The organism is Nocardioides sp. NPDC101246 (assembly GCF_044767415.1).
GTDB lineage: Bacteria > Actinomycetota > Actinomycetes > Propionibacteriales > Nocardioidaceae > Nocardioides.
In genome coordinates, this window is sequence record NZ_JBIWNX010000020.1 from 70678 (window position 1) to 94597 (window position 23920).

The 23920-nt window shown below is 70.2% G+C and carries 25 protein-coding genes; 14 read left to right on the plus strand and 11 right to left on the minus strand.

The genetic code is table 11. The features are described from left to right. The first annotated feature begins 6 nt into the window (after positions 1–6). A complete protein-coding gene (ilvC, locus tag ACIRON_RS27745; protein WP_091049443.1) occupies positions 7–1032 on the plus strand; it encodes a ketol-acid reductoisomerase in 1026 nt (341 codons plus the stop codon). An 84-nt stretch (positions 1033–1116) separates the two neighbouring features. Here ilvC and ACIRON_RS27750 read toward each other — a convergent pair whose 3' ends face one another. After that, a complete protein-coding gene (locus ACIRON_RS27750) occupies positions 1117–1950 on the minus strand; it encodes an ABC transporter permease (RefSeq protein ID WP_402997704.1) in 834 nt (277 codons plus the stop codon). After that, the gene (locus ACIRON_RS27755; RefSeq protein ID WP_402997707.1) at positions 1947–2864 is read right to left on the minus strand and encodes an ABC transporter ATP-binding protein; all 918 of its coding nucleotides are present in this window, start codon (positions 2862–2864) and stop codon (positions 1947–1949) included. Before ACIRON_RS27755 ends, ACIRON_RS27750 begins: the two co-directional genes overlap by 4 nt. 159 nt (positions 2865–3023) lie before the next feature. Between ACIRON_RS27755 and ACIRON_RS27760 the strand changes: the two genes are divergently transcribed. The 4 genes from ACIRON_RS27760 (at position 3024) to efeB (ending at position 7772) form a co-directional block, all read left to right on the plus strand. Next, on the plus strand, positions 3024–3719 hold the full coding sequence (locus tag ACIRON_RS27760; protein ID WP_402997710.1) for a DsbA family oxidoreductase: 696 nt from the start codon (positions 3024–3026) through the stop codon (positions 3717–3719). A gap of 63 nt (positions 3720–3782) precedes the next feature. Next, positions 3783–5327 carry an iron uptake transporter permease EfeU gene (gene efeU, locus ACIRON_RS27765; protein ID WP_402997713.1) on the plus strand — a complete coding sequence of 515 codons (1545 nt, stop codon included), beginning with the start codon at positions 3783–3785 and terminating at the stop codon, positions 5325–5327. Beyond that, positions 5317–6522 carry an iron uptake system protein EfeO gene (gene efeO / locus ACIRON_RS27770; RefSeq protein ID WP_402997716.1) on the plus strand — a complete coding sequence of 402 codons (1206 nt, stop codon included), beginning with the start codon at positions 5317–5319 and terminating at the stop codon, positions 6520–6522. Before efeU ends, efeO begins: the two co-directional genes overlap by 11 nt. After that, the gene (gene efeB / locus ACIRON_RS27775) at positions 6522–7772 is read left to right on the plus strand and encodes an iron uptake transporter deferrochelatase/peroxidase subunit (protein WP_402997718.1); all 1251 of its coding nucleotides are present in this window, start codon (positions 6522–6524) and stop codon (positions 7770–7772) included. Before efeO ends, efeB begins: the two co-directional genes overlap by 1 nt. Before the next feature lie 132 nt (positions 7773–7904). Here the strand turns inward: efeB and ACIRON_RS27780 are convergent, their stop codons facing one another. Next, on the minus strand, positions 7905–8474 hold the full coding sequence (locus ACIRON_RS27780) for an O-methyltransferase (RefSeq protein ID WP_091049459.1): 570 nt from the start codon (positions 8472–8474) through the stop codon (positions 7905–7907). 267 nt (positions 8475–8741) lie between these two features. Between ACIRON_RS27780 and ACIRON_RS27785 the strand changes: the two genes are divergently transcribed. The 8 genes from ACIRON_RS27785 (at position 8742) to ACIRON_RS27820 (ending at position 17670) form a co-directional block, all read left to right on the plus strand. After that, a complete protein-coding gene (locus tag ACIRON_RS27785; protein WP_176884072.1) occupies positions 8742–8912 on the plus strand; it encodes a hypothetical protein in 171 nt (56 codons plus the stop codon). 9 nt (positions 8913–8921) lie between these two features. Next, on the plus strand, positions 8922–9977 hold the full coding sequence (locus ACIRON_RS27790; RefSeq protein ID WP_402997722.1) for a 3-isopropylmalate dehydrogenase: 1056 nt from the start codon (positions 8922–8924) through the stop codon (positions 9975–9977). 103 nt (positions 9978–10080) lie between these two features. Next, positions 10081–11160 carry a branched-chain amino acid aminotransferase gene (locus tag ACIRON_RS27795; RefSeq protein WP_176884074.1) on the plus strand — a complete coding sequence of 360 codons (1080 nt, stop codon included), beginning with the start codon at positions 10081–10083 and terminating at the stop codon, positions 11158–11160. Between the two features lie 145 nt (positions 11161–11305). Then, the gene (locus ACIRON_RS27800; protein ID WP_402997725.1) at positions 11306–12811 is read left to right on the plus strand and encodes a protein kinase; all 1506 of its coding nucleotides are present in this window, start codon (positions 11306–11308) and stop codon (positions 12809–12811) included. Positions 12812–12976: 165 nt separating this feature from the next. Beyond that, entirely contained in the window at positions 12977–14587 is a 1611-nt protein-coding gene (cimA, locus tag ACIRON_RS27805) for a citramalate synthase (protein WP_402997728.1), read from the plus strand. 64 nt (positions 14588–14651) lie between these two features. Next, complete coding sequence (locus ACIRON_RS27810) at positions 14652–15191, plus strand: NADPH-dependent FMN reductase (RefSeq protein WP_091049473.1); 540 nt, start codon at positions 14652–14654, stop codon at positions 15189–15191. Between the two features lie 103 nt (positions 15192–15294). Further along, entirely contained in the window at positions 15295–16254 is a 960-nt protein-coding gene (locus ACIRON_RS27815; RefSeq protein WP_402997733.1) for a GNAT family N-acetyltransferase, read from the plus strand. Positions 16255–16263: 9 nt separating this feature from the next. Next, positions 16264–17670, plus strand: coding sequence for an amidase (locus tag ACIRON_RS27820; protein ID WP_402997736.1), 1407 nt, complete (start codon positions 16264–16266; stop codon positions 17668–17670). Between the two features lie 228 nt (positions 17671–17898). On the opposite strand, the gene ACIRON_RS27825 is transcribed toward ACIRON_RS27820, so the two are convergent. From ACIRON_RS27825 to ACIRON_RS27835, 3 genes are read right to left on the minus strand one after another with little or no spacing between them, the layout of a single operon-like run. Then, positions 17899–18498, minus strand: a complete 600-nt coding sequence (locus ACIRON_RS27825; protein WP_402997739.1) for an energy-coupling factor transporter transmembrane component T family protein — start codon at positions 18496–18498, stop codon at positions 17899–17901. A gap of 2 nt (positions 18499–18500) precedes the next feature. Further along, a complete protein-coding gene (locus tag ACIRON_RS27830) occupies positions 18501–19205 on the minus strand; it encodes an energy-coupling factor ABC transporter ATP-binding protein (RefSeq protein WP_402997742.1) in 705 nt (234 codons plus the stop codon). Then, the gene (locus ACIRON_RS27835; protein ID WP_402997745.1) at positions 19198–19815 is read right to left on the minus strand and encodes a biotin transporter BioY; all 618 of its coding nucleotides are present in this window, start codon (positions 19813–19815) and stop codon (positions 19198–19200) included. Before ACIRON_RS27835 ends, ACIRON_RS27830 begins: the two co-directional genes overlap by 8 nt. A 111-nt stretch (positions 19816–19926) precedes the next feature. Between ACIRON_RS27835 and ACIRON_RS27840 the strand changes: the two genes are divergently transcribed. Beyond that, positions 19927–20496 carry a TetR/AcrR family transcriptional regulator C-terminal domain-containing protein gene (locus tag ACIRON_RS27840; RefSeq protein ID WP_402997748.1) on the plus strand — a complete coding sequence of 190 codons (570 nt, stop codon included), beginning with the start codon at positions 19927–19929 and terminating at the stop codon, positions 20494–20496. Here ACIRON_RS27840 and ACIRON_RS27845 read toward each other — a convergent pair. From ACIRON_RS27845 to ACIRON_RS27865, 5 genes are all read right to left on the minus strand, one after another. After that, entirely contained in the window at positions 20482–20784 is a 303-nt protein-coding gene (locus ACIRON_RS27845) for a hypothetical protein (protein ID WP_402997751.1), read from the minus strand. The genes ACIRON_RS27840 and ACIRON_RS27845 overlap by 15 nt on opposite strands. Further along, the gene (locus ACIRON_RS27850; protein WP_402997754.1) at positions 20712–21521 is read right to left on the minus strand and encodes a DUF2330 domain-containing protein; all 810 of its coding nucleotides are present in this window, start codon (positions 21519–21521) and stop codon (positions 20712–20714) included. Before ACIRON_RS27850 ends, ACIRON_RS27845 begins: the two co-directional genes overlap by 73 nt. Positions 21522–21541: 20 nt before the next feature. Beyond that, positions 21542–22150 carry a pentapeptide repeat-containing protein gene (locus ACIRON_RS27855; RefSeq protein WP_402997757.1) on the minus strand — a complete coding sequence of 203 codons (609 nt, stop codon included), beginning with the start codon at positions 22148–22150 and terminating at the stop codon, positions 21542–21544. Between the two features lie 49 nt (positions 22151–22199). Next, complete coding sequence (locus tag ACIRON_RS27860; RefSeq protein WP_402997760.1) at positions 22200–23288, minus strand: alpha/beta fold hydrolase; 1089 nt, start codon at positions 23286–23288, stop codon at positions 22200–22202. Between the two features lie 67 nt (positions 23289–23355). Continuing rightward, entirely contained in the window at positions 23356–23883 is a 528-nt protein-coding gene (locus ACIRON_RS27865) for a GNAT family N-acetyltransferase (protein ID WP_402997763.1), read from the minus strand. Positions 23884–23920 lie beyond the last annotated feature (37 nt).

Genomic DNA, 23920 nt, shown 5'->3' on the forward strand with positions numbered 1-23920 from the left:
GCCCTCGTGGCTGAGATTTTCTACGACGACGACGCCGACCTCGCGCTGATCCAGGCGAAGAAGGTCGCCGTCATCGGCTACGGCAGCCAGGGCCACGCCCACGCGCTCAACCTGCGTGACTCCGGTGTGGACGTGCGCATCGGCCTGCAGCCCGGTTCGAAGTCGACCGCCAAGGCGGAGGAGGAGGGCCTCAAGGTCCTCACCCCGGCCGAGGCCGCCGCCGAGGCCGACGTGATCGTCATCCTCGCCCCCGACCAGCACCAGCGTGGTCTCTACAACGACGAGCTCGCGCCCCACGTGACCGCCGGCAAGACCCTCGTGTTCGGTCACGGCTTCAACGTGCGCTTCGGCTACATCAAGGCGCCCGAGGGCGTCGACGTGATCCTGGTGGCCCCGAAGGCCCCGGGCCACACCGTCCGTCGTGAGTACGTCGCCGGCCGGGGCATCCCGGACATCATCGCCGTCGAGCAGGACGCCTCCGGCTCCGCGTGGGACCTCGCGAAGTCGTACGCCAAGGGCATCGGTGGCACCCGCGCCGGTGTCATCAAGACGACCTTCACCGAGGAGACCGAGACCGACCTCTTCGGCGAGCAGGCCGTGCTCTGCGGCGGCGTGTCCCACCTGGTCCAGGCTGGGTTCGAGACGCTGACCGAGGCCGGCTACCAGCCCGAGATCGCCTACTTCGAGGTGCTTCACGAGCTCAAGCTCATCGTGGACCTGATGTGGGAGGGTGGCATCGCCAAGCAGCGCTGGTCGATCTCCGACACCGCTGAGTACGGCGACTACGTCTCCGGCCCGCGCGTCATCGCCCCCGCCGTCAAGGAGACGATGCAGCAGATCCTCGCCGAGATCCAGGACGGCTCCTTCGCCGCCCGCTTCATCGCCGACCAGGACAACGGTGCGGCCGAGTTCAAGAAGCTGCGCGAGGAGGAGGCCGGTCACCCGATCGAGGCCACCGGCAAGACCCTGCGCTCGCACTTCTCGTGGAGCCAGTCGGACGACGACTACACCGAGGGCAGCGCTGCTCGCTGACCCCCGGAAAACCCATGCCGAGTCGGCGCGTTCTAACGCGCCGACTCGGCATGATTTATGGTCAGTTCGCGCCGACTCGGCGGGTTACTTGACCTCGGAGCGGAGCACGAGGCGGAGGCCGACGAGCATCGGGACCACCAGCCAGATCACGCTTGCGACACCGAGCTGGGCCCACATCTTGTCGGTCATGTCGGAGTACAGGTTCATCGTCGCCCAGTTGAGGTCGAACCAGGTGGCGTGCTCGGCCCACCAGGTGTTGGTCGAGGCCAGAGCCGAGGAGACGCCGGGCAGGATGAGGGCGTAGACGAAGTACGCCACGATCGCGGCCGGTGAGCTGCGGAAGACCGTGCCGAGCATGAAGCCCATGAACATGCCGATCTCGCTGGCCAGGGTCACCTGGGCGAGCTCGGTGAAGGAGATGTTCCACACCGGGTCGAGGTCCATGACGACTGCCACGCCGAGGTAGCCGAGCGCCCCGACGGCCGCCGCGACCGCGATGGCGACGACGCCGACAACGGCCGTGACGAGCGCCTTCGCGGCGATGACACGTCCGCGGCCAGGCACCAGGGTGAAGGTGGTCAGGGCGCTGCGGGCGCTCCATTCGCTGGTGACCGCCAGCACCGCGATCATCGGCAGGACCACCGACATCGGCATGCCCCAGGCGCTGGCGAAGCCCTCGTAGTCGAGGTTGTCGGCGTCGACGAAGATGATCGTCACCGCGGTCGCTGCCAGCGAGAGCACGACCAGGCTGGCCATCAGCCAGAACCCCGAGCGGGTGTCGAACATCTTGCGCAGCTCGATGCCGGCGATCCGGCCGAAGGGGATCGGGGCCGGCACGGCCCGCTCACGGCGGCGTACCGCCTCGGGGTCGCGTTCGGCCGGGGTTGCCGGCTCAGGGGCGAGGGTCGTGGTGCTCATGCTGCTTTCCCTTCGGGGGTCTCGAGGTGGTCGCGCTGGGTCTCGGCGGTCAGCTGGAGGAACATCTCCTCCAGGCCGGCGCCGTCGGCGGCGCGGAGCTCGGCCAGCACGAGTCCGGTGTCGAAGGCGATCTGGCCGACGGTGGTGAGGTCGGCGTCGCTGAGGACGGCCCCCTCGGTGGTGAGCTCGGCGGTGAAGCCGGCCCGCTGGAGCGCCCGGCCGAGTGAGGTGGGATCACTGGAACGGGCGTACGTCTCGCCGCTGCTGAGCAGCTCCTGCTTGGTGCCCTGCGCCACGATCCGGCCGTTGCCGATGACCACGATGTCGTCGGCGATCACCTCGATCTCGTGCAGCAGGTGCGAGGAGAGCAGCACGGTGCCGCCGTCGTCGGCGAAGCCACGCAGCAGGTCGCGCATCCAGCGGATGCCGGCCGGGTCGAGGCCGTTGGCCGGCTCGTCGAGGATCAGCACCTCGGGGTCGCCGATCAGGGCCGTCGCGATCCCGAGCCGCTGCCGCATCCCGAGGGAGTAGTTGCGTACGCGACGCCCGGCCTCCTCCTCGGTCAGGCTGACCCGGTCGAGGGTCTCTGCGACGCTGGACTTCGCCAGCCCCATGGTGCGGGCCGCCAGGGTGAGGATCTCGCGGCCGGTGCGGCCGCCGTGCTGGGCCGAGGCGTCCAGCAGCACCCCGACCTCGCGACCGGGGTTGGGCAGCTGGGAGAAGTGGCGGCCGAGCAGGTGCGCACTGCCGGAGGACGGATCGGTGAGTCCGACCAGGATGCGCATGGTCGTGGACTTACCGGCGCCGTTGGGGCCGAGGAAGCCGGTCACCCGGCCGGGCTCGGCGGTGAAGGTCACGTTGTCGACGGCCGTGAACCTGCCGTACCTCTTGGAGAGGGCATCGATCTGGATCATGCTCCGAGCCTCGCCTGACACGGGCCCCGCGCGCGTCCGGCAGACCCCTGGCAGATCCCTGGTGGGTTCCTGGCGGTTCCCCTGATCTCCCCTGAGACCGTCTCGGGGTAGATCGGTCCGTTCCGGAATGTTTCCTACCGAACTAAACGTTGTCGAGGTATGCGTATTGATGTCTGGTCCGACGTTGTCTGCCCGTGGTGCTACATCGGCAAGCGCCACCTCGAGGAAGCCCTGGAGCGCTTCGAGCACAGCGACGACGTCGAGATCGTCTACCACTCCTTCGAGCTCGACCCCAGTGCGCCGCAGGTGCCGGTCGAGACCACGGTCGAGGCCCTGGCGAAGAAGTTCGGGGCTTCCGTCGACCAGGCCCGTGAGCTGATGAAGCAGGCCAACGTGCCGGCCGCCGCGGCCGGCCTCGAGTTCCGTCACGAGGACACCCCGCACGCGCGCACCATCGACGCCCACCGGCTGCTCCACCTGGCCAAGGCCGAGGGCAAGCAGGCGGTGCTCAAGGAGGAGCTGCTCGCTGCGTACTTCACCCGCGGTGAGTCGATGGGCGACCACGCCGTCCTGAAGCAGGCAGCGGTGAACGTCGGTCTCGACGCCGCCCGCGTGGACGAGGTGCTCGCGAGTGAGGAGTTCGCCGGTGACGTACAGGCCGACATCGACCAAGCCCGCGCCTACGGCGCGACCGGGGTGCCGTTCTACGTCGTCGAGGGGAAGTACGGCGTCTCCGGCGCTCAGCCGACCGACCTGTTCAGCCAGCTCCTGGAGAAGGTCCACGCCGAGACGAAGCCGGCCCTCACGATCGTCGGTGACGGCGACGCCTGCGGCCCCGACGGCTGCGCGATCTGACCCAGGGCAAAGTTCTGGCTCCCGGTCTACAAGGTGAGGCTTGCCTAAGGTTACGCTGCGGGAATGCTGCCAACCTTCGTCATCGGGCTGCGCGAGGGCCTCGAGGCGGCGCTGATCGTATCGATCATCGCCACCTTCCTCCGCCGTAACGGTGCCCCCCTGCGTGGTCTGTGGATCGGCGTCGGCGCCGGCATCGGGTTGAGCATCGCCGTCGGGGTCGCGCTGAGGCTCCTCGAGCAGGCGTTGCCGCAGCGGCAGCAGGAGATGCTCGAGTGCGTGATCGGCGTCATCGCCATCGTCTTCGTGACCGGGATGATCCGCTGGATGCACACCCACGCCCGCACGCTGAAGGGTGACCTCGAGCAGGCGGCGGCCGCGGCGCTGGGCGCGGGCACGCTGACCGCGATGGCGCTGATGGGCTTCCTGGCCGTGCTGCGCGAGGGCTTCGAGACCTCGGTCTTCTTGCTCGCGACGATCCAGAACGCCACCAGCGCCCCCGCCGCGATCCTCGGCGCGCTGCTCGGTCTGGCGATCGCGATCGGTCTCGGCTGGGGCATCTACGCCGGCGGCCTGCGGCTCAACCTGAAGGTGTTCTTCCAGGTCACCGGCGTGTTCCTGGTCTTCGTGGCGGCAGGGCTGGTGATGTTCGCGCTGCGCACCGGACACGAGGCCGGCTGGGTCACCGTCGGCCAAGGCTCCACCGTCGACCTGTCCTGGCTGATCCCCAACGGCTCGGTGCGCTCGGCACTGATCACCGGGATCCTCGGCATCCCCGCCGACCCGCGGGTGATCGAGGTGCTCGGCTGGTTCGCCTACCTGGTGCCGATGCTCGCGATGCTTCTCCTGCCCGCACACCTGCGGCCAGGCGCCGCGCTCGCCCGACGGCTGCGGATCGGCGGCGCCGTCGTCGCGATCCTCGCCGCGGCCGCTCTCTTCCTCCTCGTGCCGCTGCCGAGTGTCGAGGTGCCTCGCGAGGCCCCGCTGGCGGACGGACGTACGGCGGTGCTGGCCGTCACCGGCGACCGGGCGACGCTGACCGCGGACAGCGAGAAGATCGAGCTCGGCGACCCCAGCGACCACACCGGCACCGCCGACACCGCCTGGCACGCGGAGGGCTCCGGGGAGCTGCCGGCCACGCTCACCGCCCAGGATCTGCTGACCTACACCGGCGACCGGATCCCGGTCGGACTCAACCTCAGCACCGCCCCAGGCCCCTACGAGGCCCGCTGGACCGACACCACCCGCCACACGGTGCTCAGCCGCGACGACGGTCTGGTCGACGTACGCACCTCCGGCAAGCTCGTGCTGACCATCGAGTCCGGCGGACTGACCTCACCGCGCACCTTCACCGTCGACGGGGCCGTTCTGCAGGTCGAGGAGACCTATGCGACGGACCTGATCGCGACGATCGCCGAGGCGGACCGGGCCGCCCACGACCGGCTCCTGTGGAAGCACTGGCTGCCGGTCGCCCTCCTCGTCCTCGCCGGGGTGCTGCTGTGGCAGTCCCGGCGCAGGCCCGGCCGCGACACCACACCGCGCGCCGTCAACGACTCTGGCCGCGCAGGGCGCCAGGAGTCTTCAGTGAAAGGTTCAACCCATGTCGCGTAAGGCGATCTCCGTTGCAGCACTCACCGCGCTGTGTCTCACCGGTCTGGCTGCCTGCGGCAGCGAGAGCGACGACTCGGCGGCCCCGAAGAAGAAGGGCGCCAGCCAGGTCGCGGTGAAGCTGGTCAGCGGCTCCGACGGCGACGTCTGCGAGCTCGACACCGACACCGCCGCCGCCGGTCCGGTGACCTTCACGGTCGCCAACGAGTCGGCCGCCGGCCTCACCGAGGTCGAGCTGATGGACGGTCAGAAGATCCTCGGCGAGAAGGAGAACCTCGCCCCAGGTCTGCCCGAGGTGACCTTCACCCTGACTCTCGGTGGCGGCGACTACGAGGTCTACTGCCCGGGTGCCGCCGAGGAGCGGATCCCCTTCACGGTGACCGGCGAGGCCGCCGCGGCCCCGGCCGGCGACACCGCCGAGCTGCTCGCCGCGGGCGCGAAGGACTACACCGGCTACGTCAACACCCAGCTCGACGCGATGGTCACCGGTGTCGAGAACCTCCGCAAGGCCGTCGACTCCGGCGACGTCGCCGCGGCCCAGCAGGCCTACGCCGACGCGCGTCCCTTCTACGAGAAGATCGAGTCCGACGTCGAGGGCTTCGTGATGGAGGGCTTCGACCCGACCGACAACAAGGGCAACCTCGACTACCTGATCGACATGCGCGCCTCCAACCTCGACGAGGCCGTCGGCTGGAGCGGCTTCCACGCCGTCGAGCGCGACCTGTTCGAGGCCAAGAAGATCACCGACGAGACCAAGAAGTACGCCGCCGACCTGGTCACCAACGTCGCCAAGCTCGCCGAGGTCGGCAAGACGCTGGAGTTCAAGCCCGAGGACCTTGCCAACGGTGCCGCTGCGCTGCTCGAGGAGGTCCAGTCGGGCAAGATCACCGGCGAGGAGGAGGCCTACAGCCACATCGACCTGGTCGACTTCGCCAACAACGTCGAGGGCGCCCAGCAGGCCTACGCCGCACTCCGTCCCGGCCTGGAGAAGATCGACGCCGAGCTGGTCACGACCATCGACGCGCGGTTCACCGCCGTCATCGACGACCTCGAGGGCTACAAGGACCCGGAGGCGCTGGGCGGCTACCAGCCCTACACCGCCGAGCTGAAGGCCTCCGACGGCAAGAAGCTCTCGGCCACCGTGCAGTCGCTGCAGGACGTGCTCGGCCGGCTGGCGGAGAAGGCAGCGACGGCCTGATGGCCACCGAAGGCAAGGGCTTCACCCGGCGCCGGCTCCTCGCCGGCGCCGGGGGAGGCGCCGCGGCCGGGGCCGCGGTCGGGTTCCTCGGCGGCCGTGCGGTCTCGCCCGCCGAAGCGTCGGCCGCGGACGGGCTCGACCTCTCCAAGGCGTACGACTTCTACACCGGCGACCACCAGGTCGGCGTCGCCACGCCGCCGCAGCGGCACCTGGTCTTCATGTCCCTCGACGTCGTCGAGGGCACCACGGCCGAGCAGCTGAAGGTCCTCTTCGCGCGCTGGTCAGCGGCGATGGCCACGATGATGAAGGGCAACCCGGTCGGGTCCGTGGAGCCCTCGCGGAGCAACGGCGTGCCGCAGGACACGGGGGAGGCGTACGACCTCTCGCCGGCCTCGCTCACCGTCACCCTCGGTCTGGGGCCCGGGCTCTTCGACGACCGTTTCGGGCTCGCCGGACGGGGCCCGAAGCTGCTGGCCGAGATCCCGCGGCTGCCCGCCGACGAGCTCAAGCCGGAGCTGTGCGGCGGCGACCTGGCCCTGCAGGCCTGCGCCGACGACCCGCAGGTGGCCTACCACGCCATCCGCGACCTGATCCGGATCGGACGCGGTCTGGTCACCACCCGCTGGACGGTGCTCGGCTTCGGCCGTGCCTCGGCCGGCAAGGGTCAGAAGACCCCGCGCAACCTGATGGGTCTCAAGGACGGCACCCGCAACATCACGACCGACGAGGACCTGGACGAGTTCGTCTGGGTCGCGGACGACGACGAGCCGGCGTGGATGCGGGGCGGCAGCTACCTGGTCACCCGCAAGATCAACATGGACATCGAGGTCTGGGACGGCACCACCATCCAGACCCAGCACCTCACCATCGGCCGAGACAAGGCCGAGGGCGCTCCGCTGACCGGGACGAAGGAGTCCGACACCCCGGACTTCAAGGCCGTACGCGACGGCGAGCCCGTCATCGACCCGACCTCCCACGTCGCCCTGGCCGCCTCGGAGAACAACGGGGGAGCCAAGATCCTGCGCCGCGGCTACAACTTCACCGACGGGCTCAACCCGCTCGGCCAGCTCGACGCCGGGCTCTTCTTCATCGCCTTCATGAAGGACCCGGCGACCTTCGTCGACCTGCAGCGCAAGCTCGGACGGGTCGACCTGCTCAACGAGTACATCGCTCACGTCGGGTCGGCGATCTTCGCCGTCCCGCGTGCGCCGAAGTCAGGCCACTTCTTGGCTCAGGAGCTCTTCGGCTGAGGGTGGACCTTCGTCAAGGTATGCAGCCGAAGGCGCACATCCCGCGCGGAACCCCGCCCGGGATGTGCGCCTTGACCGGCATACCCTTCGACAAGCTCAGGACACCGCCTTGACGAAGGAGCAGACAGCCGCTCAGCGCTTGGTGGCGAGCAGGACGCTGGTGTCGGCGGCGACCATGACCTCGACGGTGGTGAAGCGCTCGTCGGTGAGCCAGGACTCGCGCAGGCTGTCGACTCGGCCGTAGACGATCGGCGGCCACAGGTCGGTCGGGATGAGGTCGTCGATGACGACGATGCCGCCCTCCTCGACGAGGTCGGAGAGCTGGTCGGGGGAGACCCCGCCGGGGGTCTCGGCGTCGAGGAAGAGCAGCGCGAACGGGCCGCGGTCGCGCAGGATGCCCCAGTCGGCGGCGATGACCTCGACCTGCGCGTCGTCGGCGAAGATCTCGGCGGCCTCCTTGGCGAGGTGCTCGTCGAGCTCGGCGGAGACGATCTGGGCGGCCTTGCCGCGTACGCCGCTTCGCAGCCACGCTGTGCCGACACCGCAACCGGTGCCGAACTCCGCCATCGTGCCGCTCCGGGTGGCCGCCAGAGTCGCCAGCAGCCGCCCGGTCTCGTTGCGGCAGAACGACACGTAGCCCGCCCGACGGGAGACGTCGAAGGCACGGGTCACGATGTCCGGAAGCTCTGGAGGTGCGCTCACAGGACCAGTCTTCCCGATGTTCCGGCGACTTACCCGCATGTGTGTCTCGGATGTCGGACCTTTGGTCCAGATTCGATGACGGAAGAGACATCTCGGGTTACCGTCAGTTCACCATGCGGAGCATTTTTCTCGTACTCGAGTGCCGCGACGGGGCCCAGCGGTAACGACCGCAGGAGAAGCCACCTCGTCGCGGTGGCTTCCGTCTTCTAAAAGACCCCGGCTTCTCTCCCACACCCTCTGATGACCCGAAGTGTGAAGGAAGAAGCCATGTACGCGATGTACCCCGAGAGCCCTGCCGACTACAACGAGCGAGGCCGCGAGTGGGGCCCGGCGAGCCACGACCCCGACAACCCGCACAGCGTCGAGAACACCATCGCCGCGGTCCAGCAGGCGCTCGACCTGCGGGACAACGGCGGCCAGCTGCCCGACGACAACTAGTCTCGCCGTATGTCTACGACCAACCTCGCAGTGATCCCCGGCGACGGCATCGGACCGGAGGTGACTGCCGAGGCTCTCAAGGTGCTCGAGGTCGCCTCGCCGGTGAAGTTCGAGCAGACCCGCTACGACCTCGGCGCCGAGCGCTATCTCGCCACCGGCGAGGTGCTTCCGTCCTCCGTGCTCGCTGAGATCAAGGAGCAGGACGCCATCCTGCTCGGCGCGGTCGGCGGCAAGCCCAACGACCCGAACCTGCCTCCGGGCATCCTGGAGCGCGGGCTGCTGCTCAAGCTCCGCTTCGAGCTCGACCACTACGTCAACCTGCGCCCGTCGCGGCTGTTCCCGGGGGCGACCTCCCCGCTGTCGCCGGCCGTGCTCGACAAGGGCGAGATCGACTTCGTCGTGGTGCGCGAGGGCACCGAGGGCCTCTACACCGGCAACGGTGGCGCGATGCGGGTCGGAACCCCGCACGAGGTCGCCACCGAGACCTCGGTCAACACCGCCTACGGCGTGGAGCGGGTCGTACGCGACGCCTTCGCCCGTGCCCAGGCGCGTCCGCGCAAGAAGCTGACGCTGGTCCACAAGACCAACGTGCTCGTCAACGCCGGCTCGCTGTGGTGGCGGGTCACCCAGCAGGTCGCCGAGGAGTTCCCCGACGTCACCGTGGACTACCTCCACATCGACGCGGTGATGATCTTCCTCGCCACCGACCCGAGCCGCTTCGACGTGATCGTCACCGACAACATCTTCGGCGACATCATCACCGACCTCGCCGCTGCCATCACCGGCGGCATCGGCCTGGCGGCCTCCGGCAACATCAACTCCTCCCGGGAGTTCCCCTCGATGTTCGAGCCCGTCCACGGCTCCGCCCCCGACATCGCCGGCCAGCAGAAGGCGGACCCCACCGCGGCCATCCTGTCCGGGGCCCTTCTGCTCGAGCACCTCGGCCACCCCGAGGCTGCCGCCGTCATCGACGCCGCCGTGCTCGCCGACCTCTCCGAGCGCGGCACCGAGCCACGTACGACCTCCGAGGTCGGCGACGCGATCGCCGCCCGCGTAACCAGCTAGACGCTCACCCTCGACGGGCCGGGCGCAGATTCTCCTGCGCCCGGCCCTTCGTCTGCCCCCATCACTTACGTTTCCCGCGTAGAACAGGACTAATCTCATGGTCATGGAGATCAGCACCACATTGTCGACCCAACCGGCCACCGACAAGCAGCTCGCGGAGGTCCTGGCGAACCCAGGCTTCGGCAACCATTTCACCGATCACATGCTCACCGTCGAGTGGACTCCCGAACAGGGCTGGCACAACGGTCGCATCGAGGCGTACGCACCGCTCAGCCTGGACCCGTCGGCAGCCGTGCTGCACTACGCCCAGGAGATCTTCGAGGGGATGAAGGCCTACCGGCACGCCGACGGCTCGATCTGGTCGTTCCGGCCAGAGGCCAACGCCGCCCGGATGGCCCGCTCGAGCGAGCGGCTCGCACTGCCCGTCCTCGACATCGAGGACTTCGTGCAGACCGTCTTCGACCTGGTCAAGGTCGACGCGCGCTGGGTGCCCGAGGCCTCCGAGACCGACGAGAAGAGCCTCTACCTGCGGCCCTTCATGTTCGCCTCGGAGTCGTTCCTCGGCGTGCGCCCGGCCCAGCACGTGACCTACATGGTCATCGCCTCGCCCGCCGGCTCCTACTTCAAGGGCGGCGTGAAGCCGGTGCGGATCTGGCTCACCGAGGACTACACCCGCGCCGGCCGCGGCGGCATGGGTGCGGCCAAGACCGGCGGCAACTACGCCTCCTCCCTGGTCGCCCAGGCCGAGGCGTCGGCCAACGGCTGTGACCAGGTGGTGTTCCTGGACGCGCAGGAGGGCAAGTACGTCGAGGAGCTCGGCGGCATGAACCTCTACTTCGTCCACGCCGACGGCCGGATCGTCACCCCCGAGACCGGCACCATCCTCGAGGGCATCACCCGCGCGTCCATCATCGAGCTCGCGGGCAAGCTCGGCTACACCGTCGAGGAGCGCAGGTTCGCCATCGACGAGTGGAAGGCCGGCGTCGAGTCTGGCGAGATCACCGAGGTCTTCGCCTGCGGCACCGCCGCCGTCGTCACCCCCGTCGGTGAGCTCGTCTACAACGGCGGCTCCATCGCCTCCGCCGGTGACGGCGAGGTCTGGAAGACCATCCGCAAGCAGCTCGTCGACATCCAGTTCGGTCGCGCCGAGGACACCTTCGGCTGGATGCGCAAGATCGTCTAGCCGAAGCGTCAGCCCGGTCGGCCGAAGCGTCAGGTACGCAGGCCGAGGCGTCGCTCCCGTCGGCCGAGTCGGCATCGGGTGACGTCTCGGCCGACGTAGGCGACGCCTCGGCGGGGTGTCGGCTGCGGCCGATAAGGTTTGTCACGTGACGACAGCCCCTCGCCGGCTCCCGGTGAACCAACGCGACACCGTTGGTGACTACGACCTGCTCTCCCTGCTGGGGCAGGGCGGGATGGGACGGGTCCACCTGGCCAGCCACCGTACGAGCGGCGAGCGGGTGGCGCTGAAGGTGCTGCGCACCCAGTTCGTGGGGGATGAGGAGGGCCGCCATCGGCTCGCGCGCGAGGTCTCCTCGCTGCAGCGGGTGCGGAGCAGGTGGGTTGCCGGCGTGGTCGGCGCCGACCCGTGGGGCGAGGTGCCGTGGCTGGCGACCCGCTACGTACCAGGGCCGACGCTGCACGACAAGATCGTCAACGAGGGCGTGCTCTCGCGCGAGGAGGTCGAGCAGCTGGCCAGCGACCTGGCCGAGGGCATCGCCGACTGCCATGCCGTCGGCGTCCTCCACCGCGACATCAAGCCGGCCAACATCATCGTCGAGGGCCGCACCCCGATCCTGATCGACTTCGGGCTGGCCCGCGTCTCCGACGACCCGAAGATCACCGTGACCGGCCTGCTGATCGGCACGCCCGGCTATCTCCCGCCCGAGATCGCCGTCGGCGACCCGGCCACCCCGGCCTCGGACGTGCACTCGTGGGCCTCCGTGGTGGCGTACGCGGCGACCGGCCGTCCGCCCTTCGGTGAGGGCAACGCGATGAAGCTGATGGACCGCGCCCGGCGCGGTGAGCACGACCTCGAGGGAGTGCCGCAGCCGCTGCGCGGGCTGCTCGGCCAGGCGCTCGCGCCCAACCCCGCCGACCGCCCGACGCTGGACGAGGTGCGCGAGTGGCTGCGTACGCCGCGCCGGCCGTTCGTGCACCGGCCGGTCGAGCAGCTCTCGCTGAGCGACCGGGCCGAGCGGGAGAAGGCCACCACCCCGGCCGCGCCTTTCCCACCGGTCGCGAAGGTCGTCGCGCCACCCAACAAGAGGCTGGAGAAGCTGCGCCGTGGCGCCCTCTGGCTCGGTCTGCTCGCCTTCGCGGTCGGCGTGATCGCCGCGTTCCCGAGCATCGGGTTCTGGACCGTGCTTGGTGTGGCCTGGCTGATCCGCGCCGGCACCCTCGCAGCCGGTGACCTGCGCCGCTGGCGGTGGTATCGCGGCCGCAAGTGGCACGACGCGCCCCGGCTCCTGATCGGCGCCCCGTGGCGGCTGGTCCGTTCGCTCCCGAAGACGTTCGTCGTCGGGGTGTGGGGCTTCGGCTTCGTGGTGGCGGCGGTGCTGATCGGGTTCGCCCTGCAGCTCTCCCTCGAGGCGGCGCTGGGGCTCGCCGGTCTGGCGTTCGTCGTCGCGCTGTGGACCGGTTCCGGGCGCGACCGGTTGCGTGACCCGGTGACCAGGGCGGTCCATCGGATCTCGGCTCGCTGGGTGCCGTGGATCCTCGGGTTCGCGGTGGTCCTCACCCTGGCGCTCTTCCCGATCCAGAACCTCTCCGAGGAGGGCTCGCAGTTCTCCGGCGGCGACGAGCCGTGGTGGGTCGAGCTCCTCGGCTGGTGAGACGGCCGTCCCACGGGAGGAGATTTCGTGGCAGTATCGGGGCTATGACGACCAACGTCATCATCATTCGCTAGCGCGTCGAGCAACCGCCCGACGCGCCACCCTCTCGTTCCCGAGAGGGTTTTTTGTTGCCCAGCCGCAGGACGACCCGAGGACAGAAGAGCCATGGAATTCCACGTCTACGACACCACCCTGCGCGACGGTGCGCAGCAGGAGGGCCTCAACCTCAGCGTCGCCGACAAGCTCGCGATCGCCCGGCACCTCGACGGCCTGGGCGTCGGGTTCATCGAGGGCGGCTGGCCCGGTGCGAACCCGAAGGACACCGAGTTCTTCAAGCGGGCCGTCTCCGAGCTCGACCTCAAGCACGCGCGGCTGGCGGCGTTCGGGTCGACCCGCCGGGCCGGGGTGCGGGCCGCTGACGACCCCCAGGTGGCCGCGCTCCGCGACTCCGGCGCGTCGGTCGTCACCCTCGTGGCCAAGTCCCACGACCGCCATGTCGAGCTCGCGCTGCGGACCACGCTCGAGGAGAACCTCGCGATGATCCGCGACACGGTCTCCCACCTGCGCGAGGAGGGCCAGCAGGTCTTCCTCGACGCCGAGCACTTCTTCGACGGCTACCGGGCCAACCGCGACTACGCGCTGGAGGTCCTGAGGACGGCCTACGAGGCGGGCGCCGACGTGGTCGCGCTGTGCGACACCAACGGCGGCATGCTGCCGGGCTGGGTGGCCGACGTCGTCCACGACGTCCGCACCGCCACCCAAGGAGCGGTCGGCATCCACTGCCACAACGACACCGGGTGTGCGGTCGCCAACTCGCTGGCCGCCGTGGACGCCGGCGCGATGCACGTCCAGGGCTGCATCAACGGCTACGGGGAGCGTACGGGCAATGCCGACCTCGTCTCCGTGGTCGCCAACCTGCAGCTGAAGCTGGGCCGCGAGGTGCTGCCGACGGGGCTGCTGGGCGAGGCGACCCGCGTCGCCCACGCGGTCGCCGAGGTGACCAACGTGCCGCCGGCGGGCCGGCAGCCGTACGTCGGTGCCTCCGCGTTCACCCACAAGGCCGGGCTGCACGCCTCGGCGATCAAGGTGGACCCCAACCTCTACCAGCACATGGACCCGGCAGGCGTTGGCAACGACATGCGGCTGCTGGTCTCGGACATGGCGGGGCGGGCGTCGATCGAGCTGAAGGGACGCGAGCTCGGCTACGACCTCTCCGACGACCGCGACCTGGTGACCCGGGTGACCGAGCGGGTCAAGGAGGCCGAGCAGCGCGGCTACACCTTCGAGGCGGCCGACGCCTCCTTCGAGCTGCTCCTGATCGAGGAGGTCGAAGGCTCTCGTCCGTCCTTCTTCGACGTCGAGTCCTGGCGGGTCATCTCCGAGGCTCGCGGCGGCGGCCAGGAGACGGCGTCGACCACCGAGGCGATCGTGAAGATCCACGCCGACGGCGTACGTCACGTCGAGACCGGCGAGGGCAACGGCCCGGTCAACGCGCTCGACCAGGCATTGCGGGCCGCGATCACGCGTGCCTTCCCGGTGGTCGCCGACTTCGACCTGATCGACTTCAAGGTGCGGCTCTTCGACCAGGGGCACGGCACCGACGCGAGGACCCGGGTGCTGATCGAGACCTCCGACGGCTCGACGTCGTGGACGACGGTCGGGGTCGGGTCGAACGTGATCGAGGCGTCCTGGGAGGCCCTCGTCGACGGGCTGACCTTCGGGCTGCGCCGGCATGTGGGCGAGACCACACCCCCGGAGGCGGCTGTCACGGAATGAACCTCCCGGACGCGGGCGTTGAACACTTCAACATTGAACTACCCGCGTCCTTCGAGGAGAACCCGTGACCGACACCCGTATCGCCGTACTCGTTGGCAGCCTGCGCGCCGACTCCATCAACCGCAAGCTCGCCGAGAAGCTCGTCGCCGAGGCCCCTGATGGTGTCGTCCTGGAGATCGTCGACGGGCTGGCGGACGTGCCGTTCTTCAACGAGGACCTCGAGGCCGACCCGGGCGAGGCCGTGAGCCAGCTCCGCAAGGTGATCGACGAGGCCGACCGCGTCCTCATCGTGACCCCTGAGTACAACGGCACCATGCCCGCCGTCATCAACAACGCGATCGACTGGCTCTCGCGCCCCTACGCCGCCGGCGTGCTCAAGGGCAAGATCCTCTCCGTCGTCGGCGTCGCCCCGACCCCCTACGGTGCCAAGTGGTCCCACGCCGACGCGGCCCGCTCGGCCGGCATCGGTGGCGCCATCGTCGTCGAGGACGCCATCGTCTCCCAGCCGGTCCACGAGATCGACGTCTTCACCGACGCCGACGCCCAGGCCCGCTTCACCGAGGCGGTCGCCAAGCTCGCGGGCTTCCAGCCCGCTGCTGTCTGATCTCCATCCAGACGGCACCACGAGGTCAGGTCTCTGCGGGGGGAGACCTGACCTTGGTCATTTATCGCGTGCGCGATAGGTCTATCGGCCGTACCTTGCGGTCATGAGTGGACCCGTGAAGCAGCTCCGTCTGGTGGTCGAGGCCAAGGACTACGAGGAGGCGGTGGCGTTCTACCGCGACACCCTCGGCCTGCCGGAGGAGGCAGCGTTCTCCGGCCCCGGTGAGGCGCACGTGACGATCCTGGACGCCGGCCGGGCCACGCTCGAGCTCGCCAACTCCGCCCAGCACGCCTACATCGACGAGGTCGAGGTCGGGCGTCCGGCGGCCGGCCACGTACGGGTGGCGTTCGAGGTCGAGGACTCCGCCGCCGTCGCCTCCGGGCTCGTCGATGGCGGTGCCACGCTCGTCGCGCCGCCCACCCGCACCCCGTGGGAGTCGCTCAACGCCCGTCTCGACGGGCCGGCGGGTCTGCATCTGAGTGTCTTCCAGGAGCTCGCCGAGCCCGCGCTGGCGCCGGACTACCCGGTCACCACCGAGCGGTTGGCGCTGCGACCGATCGACGTCGAGCGCGACCTCGAGGACCTGCACGCCTATCTCTCGCTCGAGGAGGTGTGCCGCTACATCCCGCCGGTGCCGCGTGACCGCGAGCAGCTGCGGAAGGCGTACGCACCCGAGAGGCGTCTCTCCGTCCTGCGCCAGGAGGGCGAGGTGCTCTGCCTCGCCGTCGAGCACGAAGGCCGGCTGATCGGCGACGTGGTGCTCTTCTGGCACAGCAAGGAGCAGCGGTCGGGGGAGATCGGCTACGCCTTCAACCCCGAGTTCAGCGGCCGCGGCTTCGCCACCGAGACCGCACGGGCGCTGCTCGGCCTGGCCTTCGACGGCCTCGGCCTGCACCGGGTGACCGCCAGGGTCGACGAGCGCAACACCGCCTCGGCGCGGGTGGTCGAGCGGCTCGGGATGCGCAAGGAGGCGGTCGAGCGGGAGGCCGAGTGGTTCAAGGGTGAGTGGACGACATTGGTGCACTACGCGATGCTCGAGGACGAGTGGCGCTCGGGCCACTAGTCTGCAGGGGTGGCCGAGCTTCATGATCTGACCGCCCTGGAACAGGGAGAGCTGCTGCATCGGTGCGAGATCTCCCCGGGAGAGATCGCCGAGCACTATCTCGACCGGATCGCCCGGCTCGACGATGTCGGTGCCTTCGTCACGGTGGCCGAGTCGCGGATCTCCACTTGTGCCCGGGAGCTCGCGGTGAAGCCGGTCGGCGCCTCGCCGCTGTGGGGCGTACCCACCGCCATCAAGGACCTCAACCTCACCCGCGGGGTACGTACGACCTTCGGGTCGGCGGTCTTCGCCGACTTCGTCCCCGACGTCTCCGACAACGTCACCCTCTCGATCGAGGCGGCCGGGATGATCTCGCTCGGAAAGACCAACACCCCCGAGTTCGGCTCGCCCTGCTACACCGAGCCGGACGTGGCGCCGCCCGCCGTCACCCCCTGGGACCGTACGCGGATCGCCGGCGGCTCCTCCGGAGGTGCTGCCGCGGCGGTCGCCGCCGGGCTCGTTCCGGTCGCCCAGGGCTCCGACGGGGGCGGATCGATCCGGATCCCGGCCTCGTGCTGCGGGCTGGTCGGCCTCAAGCCGACCCGTGGGCGGATCTCCCCGTCACCGATGTACGGCGACGCGGCCGGACTCGCCACCGCCGGTCCGATCGCCCGGTCGGTACGCGACGCGGCGGCCTTCCTCGACGTGCTCGCGGGGCGGCGTACGGGCGATCCCTTCTGGGCACCCGAGGAACCCTTGCCGTTCCTGGACGCGTGCGAGCAGCCGCCGGGGCGGCTGCGCATCGCCCGGTTCATCGAGCCGCTGATCGCGCCGACCGAGGTCGATGCCGAGTGCGTCGCGGCCTGGGAGAACGCCTCGGTTCTGTTGGAGTCGCTGGGCCACGAGATCGTCGACATCCCACGGCCGCTGCCGGTCGAGGCGGTCGCGGTCTTCGAGACTGTTTGGGCCGTCGGCACCGCGATGTCGGTCGTCAACCTCACCCCCGAGCAGCGCTCGCAGATCCGGCCGCTGACCCGCTGGCTCACCGAGCAGGGGGAGGCGGTCAGCGGTCCGGCCTTCGGGCTGGCGATCGCCGAGCTGCGTCGCTTCGCCGCCGGTGCGCTGGAGGCGCTGGCGCCCTACGACGCCGTGCTCACCCCGACCCTCGCCACCCCGCCGCCGAAGGTCGGCGAGATCCGCGACGACGCCGACCCCGCGCGCGACTTCCAGGCCCAGAAGGAGTTCACCCCCTGGACCTCGGCCTGGAACGTCACCGGCATGCCCGCCATCTCCCTGCCCCTCCACTGGACCCCGTCCGGCCTCCCGGTCGGCGTCATGCTCGCCGCCCGCCCCGCCGAGGAGCCCCTCCTGCTCTCCCTCGCGGCCCAGATCGAAGACGCCGCCCTCTGGGACCACCGCCTCCCGCCTGGCTGGTGACCCCACGCCGAGACGTCAGTTAGGTCGGGCGAGACGTCAGTTAGGTCGGGCGAGACGTCAGTTAGGTCGGGCGAGACGGCACATGGTGCCGTCTCGACCGACGTACGTGACGCTTCGGCCGACCGGGGTGACGCTTCGGCCGACCGGGGTGACGCTTCGGCCGACGTACGTGACGCTTCGGCCGACCGGGGTGACGCTTCGGCCGACGTACGTGACGCCTCGGCTGGGTCAGTCGCCGAGGCCGCGGGCCTTGAGAGCGTCGCCGGTCTCGTGAGCGCGGGCGACGACGCGGATGACGAAGGGGGTGAGGTACGCCCTGGGGGAGTGGCCGAGGCCGCGGGCTCGGGCGGCGTCGCGGGTCTCCACGCCCAGGGCGAGGGTGCCGGGAAGGGCCTGGATGGCCATCGCGATCGTGAGCGCGACCCGCTCGGGGTCGAGCCCGACGCGGCGCAGCGGACGGATCCAGCGGACGACGGCGTCGAGCGTCTCGGTGGTCGGCGTGGTGACCGTCAGGGTGAGCGCCAGCAGGGCGAGCGAGACGAGGTCGAGCAGGGACTCCAGCGCTCGGTCGAAGGTGAACAGCCACCACTGCAGCAGGGCGACGAGCACGGCGATGACCAGAACGGCGCGCAGCGCCCGCGCGGTCGAGGCCAGGTCGAGCCGGCCGATGAGCGCGAGCACGACCGCAACCACGAGGAAGCCGACCGCGATGAGCGGGCCGCGCAGCGCCACGATCGCGACGCTGAGCACGGCCAGGCCGAGCAGCTTGGCGCCCACCGGTAGCCGGTGGAGCACGGTGTCGCCCGGGCGGTAGAGCCCGACGGTCATGCTCACCCCTGGCTCACCGCCCCCACGTAGTGCGCAACCGCCGCGTCGGCATCGCCGTCATAGCAGACCCGGCCGTCCTCGACGACGAGGACGCGGTCGCAGCGGCGTACGAGGTCGAGATCGTGGGTGACGAGGACCAGCTGCTGCGGCAGCGAGAAGAGCAGGTCGCCGACCATGCGGGTGTTGCGCAGGTCGAGCAGGGTGGTCGGCTCGTCGGTGACGAGCACGTCGGGTTCGGTGGCGAGCACACCGGCCAGTGCGAGCAGCTGACGTTGGCCGCCGGAGAGCGCGTGGACGCTGACCTCGGCGCGCTCGGAGAGCCCGAAGCGGGCCAGCGTGTCGAGGGCGACCTGCTTGCGGCGTACGCGGTCCTTCACGGTCCTGCGCAGCGACAGCTCGACGTCCTCGACGCAGGTCGGCATCACCAGCTGGGCGGCGGGATCGGTGAACGTGAACCCGACACGCCGGCGTACGGCGGCGCCCTTGCGGGCCACGTCGAGGCCACCGACGGAGACGCTCCCGGCGCTGGGTGCGACCAGGCCGTTGATCATCCGGGCGAGGGTCGACTTGCCGGAGCCGTTGCTCCCGACGATCCCGATCCGCTGCTCGCTCAGGGTCAGCGTGGTGGGCTGCAGGATGGTGCGATCGCCGCCGAGATCCGGGGACTCGACCCGGACCTCGGCGGCTTCGAAGCGGATCTCAGGCACGTCGGGCGAGCAGCTTCGGGAAGGCGCGGTGGACCTGGGAGGCGACGACCGCGGCGACAGCGGCCTTGATGAAGTCGCCGATCCAGTAGGGGGCGTCGAACGCCGCCGCCTGGGGCAGGCTGACGTGGAGCACGATGGCCATCCCGATGATGCCGCCGACGTGGTTGATGACGACGCCGACGACACAGGCGGCGAAGACGAGCAGGGGGTTGGTGCGGCGGGACCGCAGGACGTACTTCACCAGCAGGCCGACGACGAGCACCATGACCGGGAAGGACCACAGGTAGCCACCGGTCACCCCGACGAAGACGCCGGGACCGGCGGAGTGGCCGGCGAAGACGGGGAGGCCGGCGACGCCGAGGAGCAGGTAGAGCACCACGGCGGCGGTGCCGCGCAGCGGGCCCAGCAGGGCGCCGGTCAGCAGGAGCGCGAAGCCCTGCAGCGTCAGCGGTACGCCGGCGCCGCCCATCGGGATGGCGGCGAGGTAGGAGCAGACCGCGATCAGGGCGGCGAACGCGGCGATCAGTGCGAGGTCGGTGGTGTCGAGCCGCGACGACTTGGTCGCCGGGGTCGCCGGGGTCTCGTCGGTGCTCGTGGGGGACTCGGTCATACTCGCTCCTGCGTACTCAGACCTGAACCTTGGTCAGGTGAACGGTGTTCAGGTTAAGGTCGACGTACGTCTTCGTCCACTTCGTCCCACCACCCGGCCCCTGGGAGCAATATGCGTTACCGCCGTGAGGACGTCGTCGCCCGCGCGCTGCAGGTCCTCGACGACTACGGTCTCGCCGACCTGACCATGCGTCGCCTCGGCACCGAGCTCGGCGTACGCCCCAGCGCGCTCTACCACCACTTCGCGAACAAGCAGTCCCTGCTGGCCGCGGTGGCCGACGAGATCCTGCTCCGGGGCCGACACGAGCCGTCGGGAGCCTGGGACGTACGCGTCACCGGCATCTGCACCGACCTGCGCGACTCGCTGCTCGCCTACCGCGACGGCGCGGAGGTCGTCGCCACGGTCTGGGCCTTCGGGCTGGGCGCGACCCAGCCCCACGACGACCTCGTCGCGGCCCTGAAGGACGGCGGCCTCGGCGACCTCGCCCCCGTCGCCGCCCGCACCCTGCTCCACTTCGTCTACGGCCACGCCGTCGACGAGCAGACCCACCTCCAGGCCGCCGCCGCGGGCGCCATCGAGGACGACGTACGCGACACCGACGACTTCGTCACCGGTCTGGGCCTGATCGCTGCCGGCATCTCGATGGCCAAGGTCGTCCGCGAGGCCTCAGCTGACCGTTGAGGTCCGGCGCCTGCGCACGAGCAGGACCGCCCCGGCCCCGACGACCAGCCCGACTGCTCCGGTGAGGACCGCAACCCACGGCGGGATGTCCCGCTCGGCATCGCGCGCCGACTCGGTTGCGAGCGGCGTGAAGGTCTCCGCGATCTCCGGCTCCCGGGCGAGCTCGAGGTCGCTGGTGAGCGTGGCCGGGTCCGCGACCGAGAAGATCCACTTGGTCAGCCGGTTCTCGCCGCGCTCGACGAGGTTGTCGAGCACATCGTCGTGGACCCCGTCCTCGACCAGCTCCACGGCGGCCTCGGGCGGCCCGAGGTCACCCAGGACGCACGAGGCGCACGGAACGTACGGTCGAGGGTGAAGACGGTCACCTCGCCGATCTCGTCGGCGGCCGAGCTGAGCCGCATCGGGTAGACGAGGCTCGCGGTGTCGAAGGTGAGCACGATCGGGTCGGCGTACCCGTCGAACGGCTTGTCGCCGCGCATCTTGACCGCCGTGAACCGCCAGCCCTGTGCGAGATAGTCCGCGATGACCGGCTCGAGCTCGGGCTTGGTCGCGTAGCCGTTCGTACGCAGCCACGTCGCCACCCCGCTCGCGTCCCCGCCCTCGATGACGGTGGCGACGACGTCCTCGAGCACCGTGCGCGAGACGACGTCGGGCGCGGCACCCGGTGGCGCCCCGGCGCCGTCCTCGCCCCCGAACAGCGACCGGTCCTCCTCCGGCGGTGGGGTGGTGAGCCGCGCCAGCTCGTCGAAGCGCTCCGGGTCTCCCTGGGTGACGGCCGGGACCGTCGGTGTCGGCACCAGCACCGCGAGGTCGGGCGTCTCCGTGGTGATCCCGAGCAGCATCTCGAGCCGCTCCCGCTCGCCCTCCTCGGCCCAGCTCAGGAACGCGATCTCCTCCCCGGCCTCGACAGTGTGCCCCTCCGGGACGTACGCCGCGCCGCAGGCGCACGCCCGCGCGGAACCGGGGACCAGGAGCAGGCCGGCGATGACGGCGATCAAGGCGATGCGAATCGCTCCACGAAGCATGGCGGACAACCTATCGGTGCTCAGGCCGTCTCGATCTCGGCTCCGTGCAGCTCGGCGAGCATCACGGCGCCGGCGAGGTCGAGCTTCGTGGCGCGCAGCGACGCCACGGTGAGATCGACCCGGTCGAGGTCGGCGCCGCGAAGGTCGGCACCGTGCAGCGTCGCCTCCTGGAGCGTGGCTCCGGCGAGCTGGGCATCGCGCAGCACCGCGTCGGTGAGATCGGCCAGCGACAGGTCGGCGTCGCGCAGGTCCAGCCCGGACAGGTCGAGCCGGGACAGGTTCGCCCCGCGCAACGAGACTCCGCGCCAGACGCCGCCGCTCACCTTCAGCGGCCGCAGGGTGCAGCCCGAGAACTCGCTCCCGCTGAGCTTGCAGCCCTCGAAGGTCGAGTCGAAGAAGTTCGTCCGCCGGAAGTCACAGCCGACGAACGCCGAGCCGACGTGGGTGGAGGCGTTGAACCGGCCGCCGTGGAAGGTGCAGTTCTCGAAGAGCGCCGCCGACGTCGTCGCCTCGGTGAGGTCGACATCGGTGAAGACGCAGTCGACGAACCGAGCCCCGGTGAGGTCGGCCGCGTACCAGTCCTCGTTGCGGAAGTGCTCCTCGGTCGCCTCGGCGGGTGGGTTCGACATGGCGCACACCCTGCCACCCGCCACCGACAACCCGGGCGACCCGGGCAACTCAGTCGTGCTGGCTGAACCACTCGTCGAGCAGGGGCCAGGTGTTGTCGCGCGCGGCGCGGCCGGTGAGGAGCCCGAGATGGCCGCCGGGGACGATCTCGAAGCGGAGCTCCTCGGCGCCGGTGAGCAGGTCGACCAGCGGCCGGACCGAGGCGACCGGGCCGATGCCGTCGTTGGCGCCGGCGACGACGAGCGTGGGCTGCTTGACGTCGCGCAGGTGGACGGAGTGGTCGTCACTGAGGTCGATCTGCCCGCTGAACAGCGCGTTGGTGCGGAAGAAGTGGTGATAGAGCTGCCCGAACGTACGCCCCGGGTAGGCGATGATGTTGTCGGTGAACCGGTCGACGGCCTCGAGCTGGGCGAGGAACTCACGGTCGGCCAGGTTGGACAGCTTCGCCACCGGCTTGGTGAACATCTTGTCGACCGAGGAGATCTGGAAAGCCCACCTGACCAGCGGCTTCGGGGCACCTCCGAAGGCCTGGTAGGCAGTGGTGACCAGGTTTCCCGGCGGCAGGTTGAGCAGCGGCCGCAGCGGCGCGATCAACGGCACCTGACGTACGTCGCAGGGCGAGCCGAGCACTGCCAGCGAGGCGATCGGGAGGTCGGGGGCGTCGGCGGCGGTGAGCATCGTGAAGATCCCGCCCAGCGACCAGCCGACCACGTGCACCGGCCGACCGCCCGCGTGCTCGGAGACCGACCGGATCGCCTCCGGCACGACGTGCGCGATCCAGTGCTCGATGCCGAGGCTGCGATCGGCGAAGTTCACCTCGCCGTACTCGACCAGATACGTCGGCCGGTCCGTCCCCACCAGGTGCTCGACCACCGAGCAGCCGCGCCGCAGGTCGTAGCAGATCGCCGGCGCCGCCAGCGGCGTGACCAGCAGCACCGGGTCACCCTCCGGCGTCGTTCCCGCCGTCGGCCGGTAGTGGTAGAGCTCGCGCCGGGTGCCGTCGTCGATCAACGTACGCGGCATCGGCCGCAGGTCGGCGAGCCCGCCGTAGAGCAGCGAGTGCGCGACGTTCCCCGCCGCGGCGCCGACCGTGGTGGCGATCGAGGCGGCGGTTTTCCGGGGGTGGGGAAGGATGGCCATCGTGGGATCAACGTATCCCGCCGATCGAGGTCACGCCGGGAGCAGCGGGCACCGCGTGTGACGTCCGTTACTGACGCCTCGTTCCTGCGCGCAGGTCCAGCGTCCAGGTCTGACCGAGGAGGTCGTGGCCGAAGCTGTGGTGCTGCTCCTCGCCGGTCAGGACGAAGCCGTACGCCTCGTAGATCCGGCGTGCGGAGGTCAGGATGTCGTTGGTCCACAGGGTGACCTGGTCGTATCCCGCGGTCTGGGCGAAGCCGAGGCACTCATCGACGAGGCGGGAACCGACGCCGAGGCCACGGGCCCGGGCGGCGACCAGCAGGATCCGCAGCTTGGCGACACCGGGCTCCTCGCCGGTGACCAGCAGGATGCAGCCGGCGCGCTCGCCGTCGACCTCGGCGATCCAGGCCGCCTCCGTCGCCGGGTCGTGCTCGGTGGCGTAGTCGGCCACGATCCGGGCGACCAGCACCTCGAAGTCGCTGCTCCAGCCGAACTGCTCGGCATAGACCTCACCGTGGGTCATCACCATCCAGCCCAGGTCGCCGGGTCTGTCGGCGCGCCTGACGCGCACCTGCGCGCCTCGGTCTTCGAGTGTCATCGGACCTCCTACTGACACGACTGTTTCAGTTGGCGTT

Excerpts from the sequence above, each read along its gene's own strand:
- ACIRON_RS27750 (WP_402997704.1), bottom strand. The coding sequence starts at position 1,950 with ATGAGCACCACGACCCTCGCCCCTGAGCCGGCAACCCCGGCCGAACGC.
- ACIRON_RS27755 (WP_402997707.1), bottom strand. The coding sequence starts at position 2,864 with ATGATCCAGATCGATGCCCTCTCCAAGAGGTACGGCAGGTTCACGGCC.
- ACIRON_RS27760 (WP_402997710.1), top strand. The coding sequence starts at position 3,024 with ATGCGTATTGATGTCTGGTCCGACGTTGTCTGCCCGTGGTGCTACATC.
- efeU (WP_402997713.1), top strand. The coding sequence starts at position 3,783 with ATGCTGCCAACCTTCGTCATCGGGCTGCGCGAGGGCCTCGAGGCGGCG.
- efeO (WP_402997716.1), top strand. The coding sequence starts at position 5,317 with ATGTCGCGTAAGGCGATCTCCGTTGCAGCACTCACCGCGCTGTGTCTC.
- efeB (WP_402997718.1), top strand. The coding sequence starts at position 6,522 with ATGGCCACCGAAGGCAAGGGCTTCACCCGGCGCCGGCTCCTCGCCGGC.
- ACIRON_RS27785 (WP_176884072.1), top strand. The coding sequence starts at position 8,742 with ATGTACGCGATGTACCCCGAGAGCCCTGCCGACTACAACGAGCGAGGC.
- ACIRON_RS27790 (WP_402997722.1), top strand. The coding sequence starts at position 8,922 with ATGTCTACGACCAACCTCGCAGTGATCCCCGGCGACGGCATCGGACCG.
- ACIRON_RS27795 (WP_176884074.1), top strand. The coding sequence starts at position 10,081 with ATGGAGATCAGCACCACATTGTCGACCCAACCGGCCACCGACAAGCAG.
- cimA (WP_402997728.1), top strand. The coding sequence starts at position 12,977 with ATGGAATTCCACGTCTACGACACCACCCTGCGCGACGGTGCGCAGCAG.
- ACIRON_RS27815 (WP_402997733.1), top strand. The coding sequence starts at position 15,295 with ATGAGTGGACCCGTGAAGCAGCTCCGTCTGGTGGTCGAGGCCAAGGAC.
- ACIRON_RS27825 (WP_402997739.1), bottom strand. The coding sequence starts at position 18,498 with ATGACCGTCGGGCTCTACCGCCCGGGCGACACCGTGCTCCACCGGCTA.
- ACIRON_RS27835 (WP_402997745.1), bottom strand. The coding sequence starts at position 19,815 with ATGACCGAGTCCCCCACGAGCACCGACGAGACCCCGGCGACCCCGGCG.
- ACIRON_RS27840 (WP_402997748.1), top strand. The coding sequence starts at position 19,927 with ATGCGTTACCGCCGTGAGGACGTCGTCGCCCGCGCGCTGCAGGTCCTC.
- ACIRON_RS27850 (WP_402997754.1), bottom strand. The coding sequence starts at position 21,521 with ATGCTTCGTGGAGCGATTCGCATCGCCTTGATCGCCGTCATCGCCGGC.
- ACIRON_RS27855 (WP_402997757.1), bottom strand. The coding sequence starts at position 22,150 with ATGTCGAACCCACCCGCCGAGGCGACCGAGGAGCACTTCCGCAACGAG.
- ACIRON_RS27860 (WP_402997760.1), bottom strand. The coding sequence starts at position 23,288 with ATGGCCATCCTTCCCCACCCCCGGAAAACCGCCGCCTCGATCGCCACC.
- ACIRON_RS27865 (WP_402997763.1), bottom strand. The coding sequence starts at position 23,883 with ATGACACTCGAAGACCGAGGCGCGCAGGTGCGCGTCAGGCGCGCCGAC.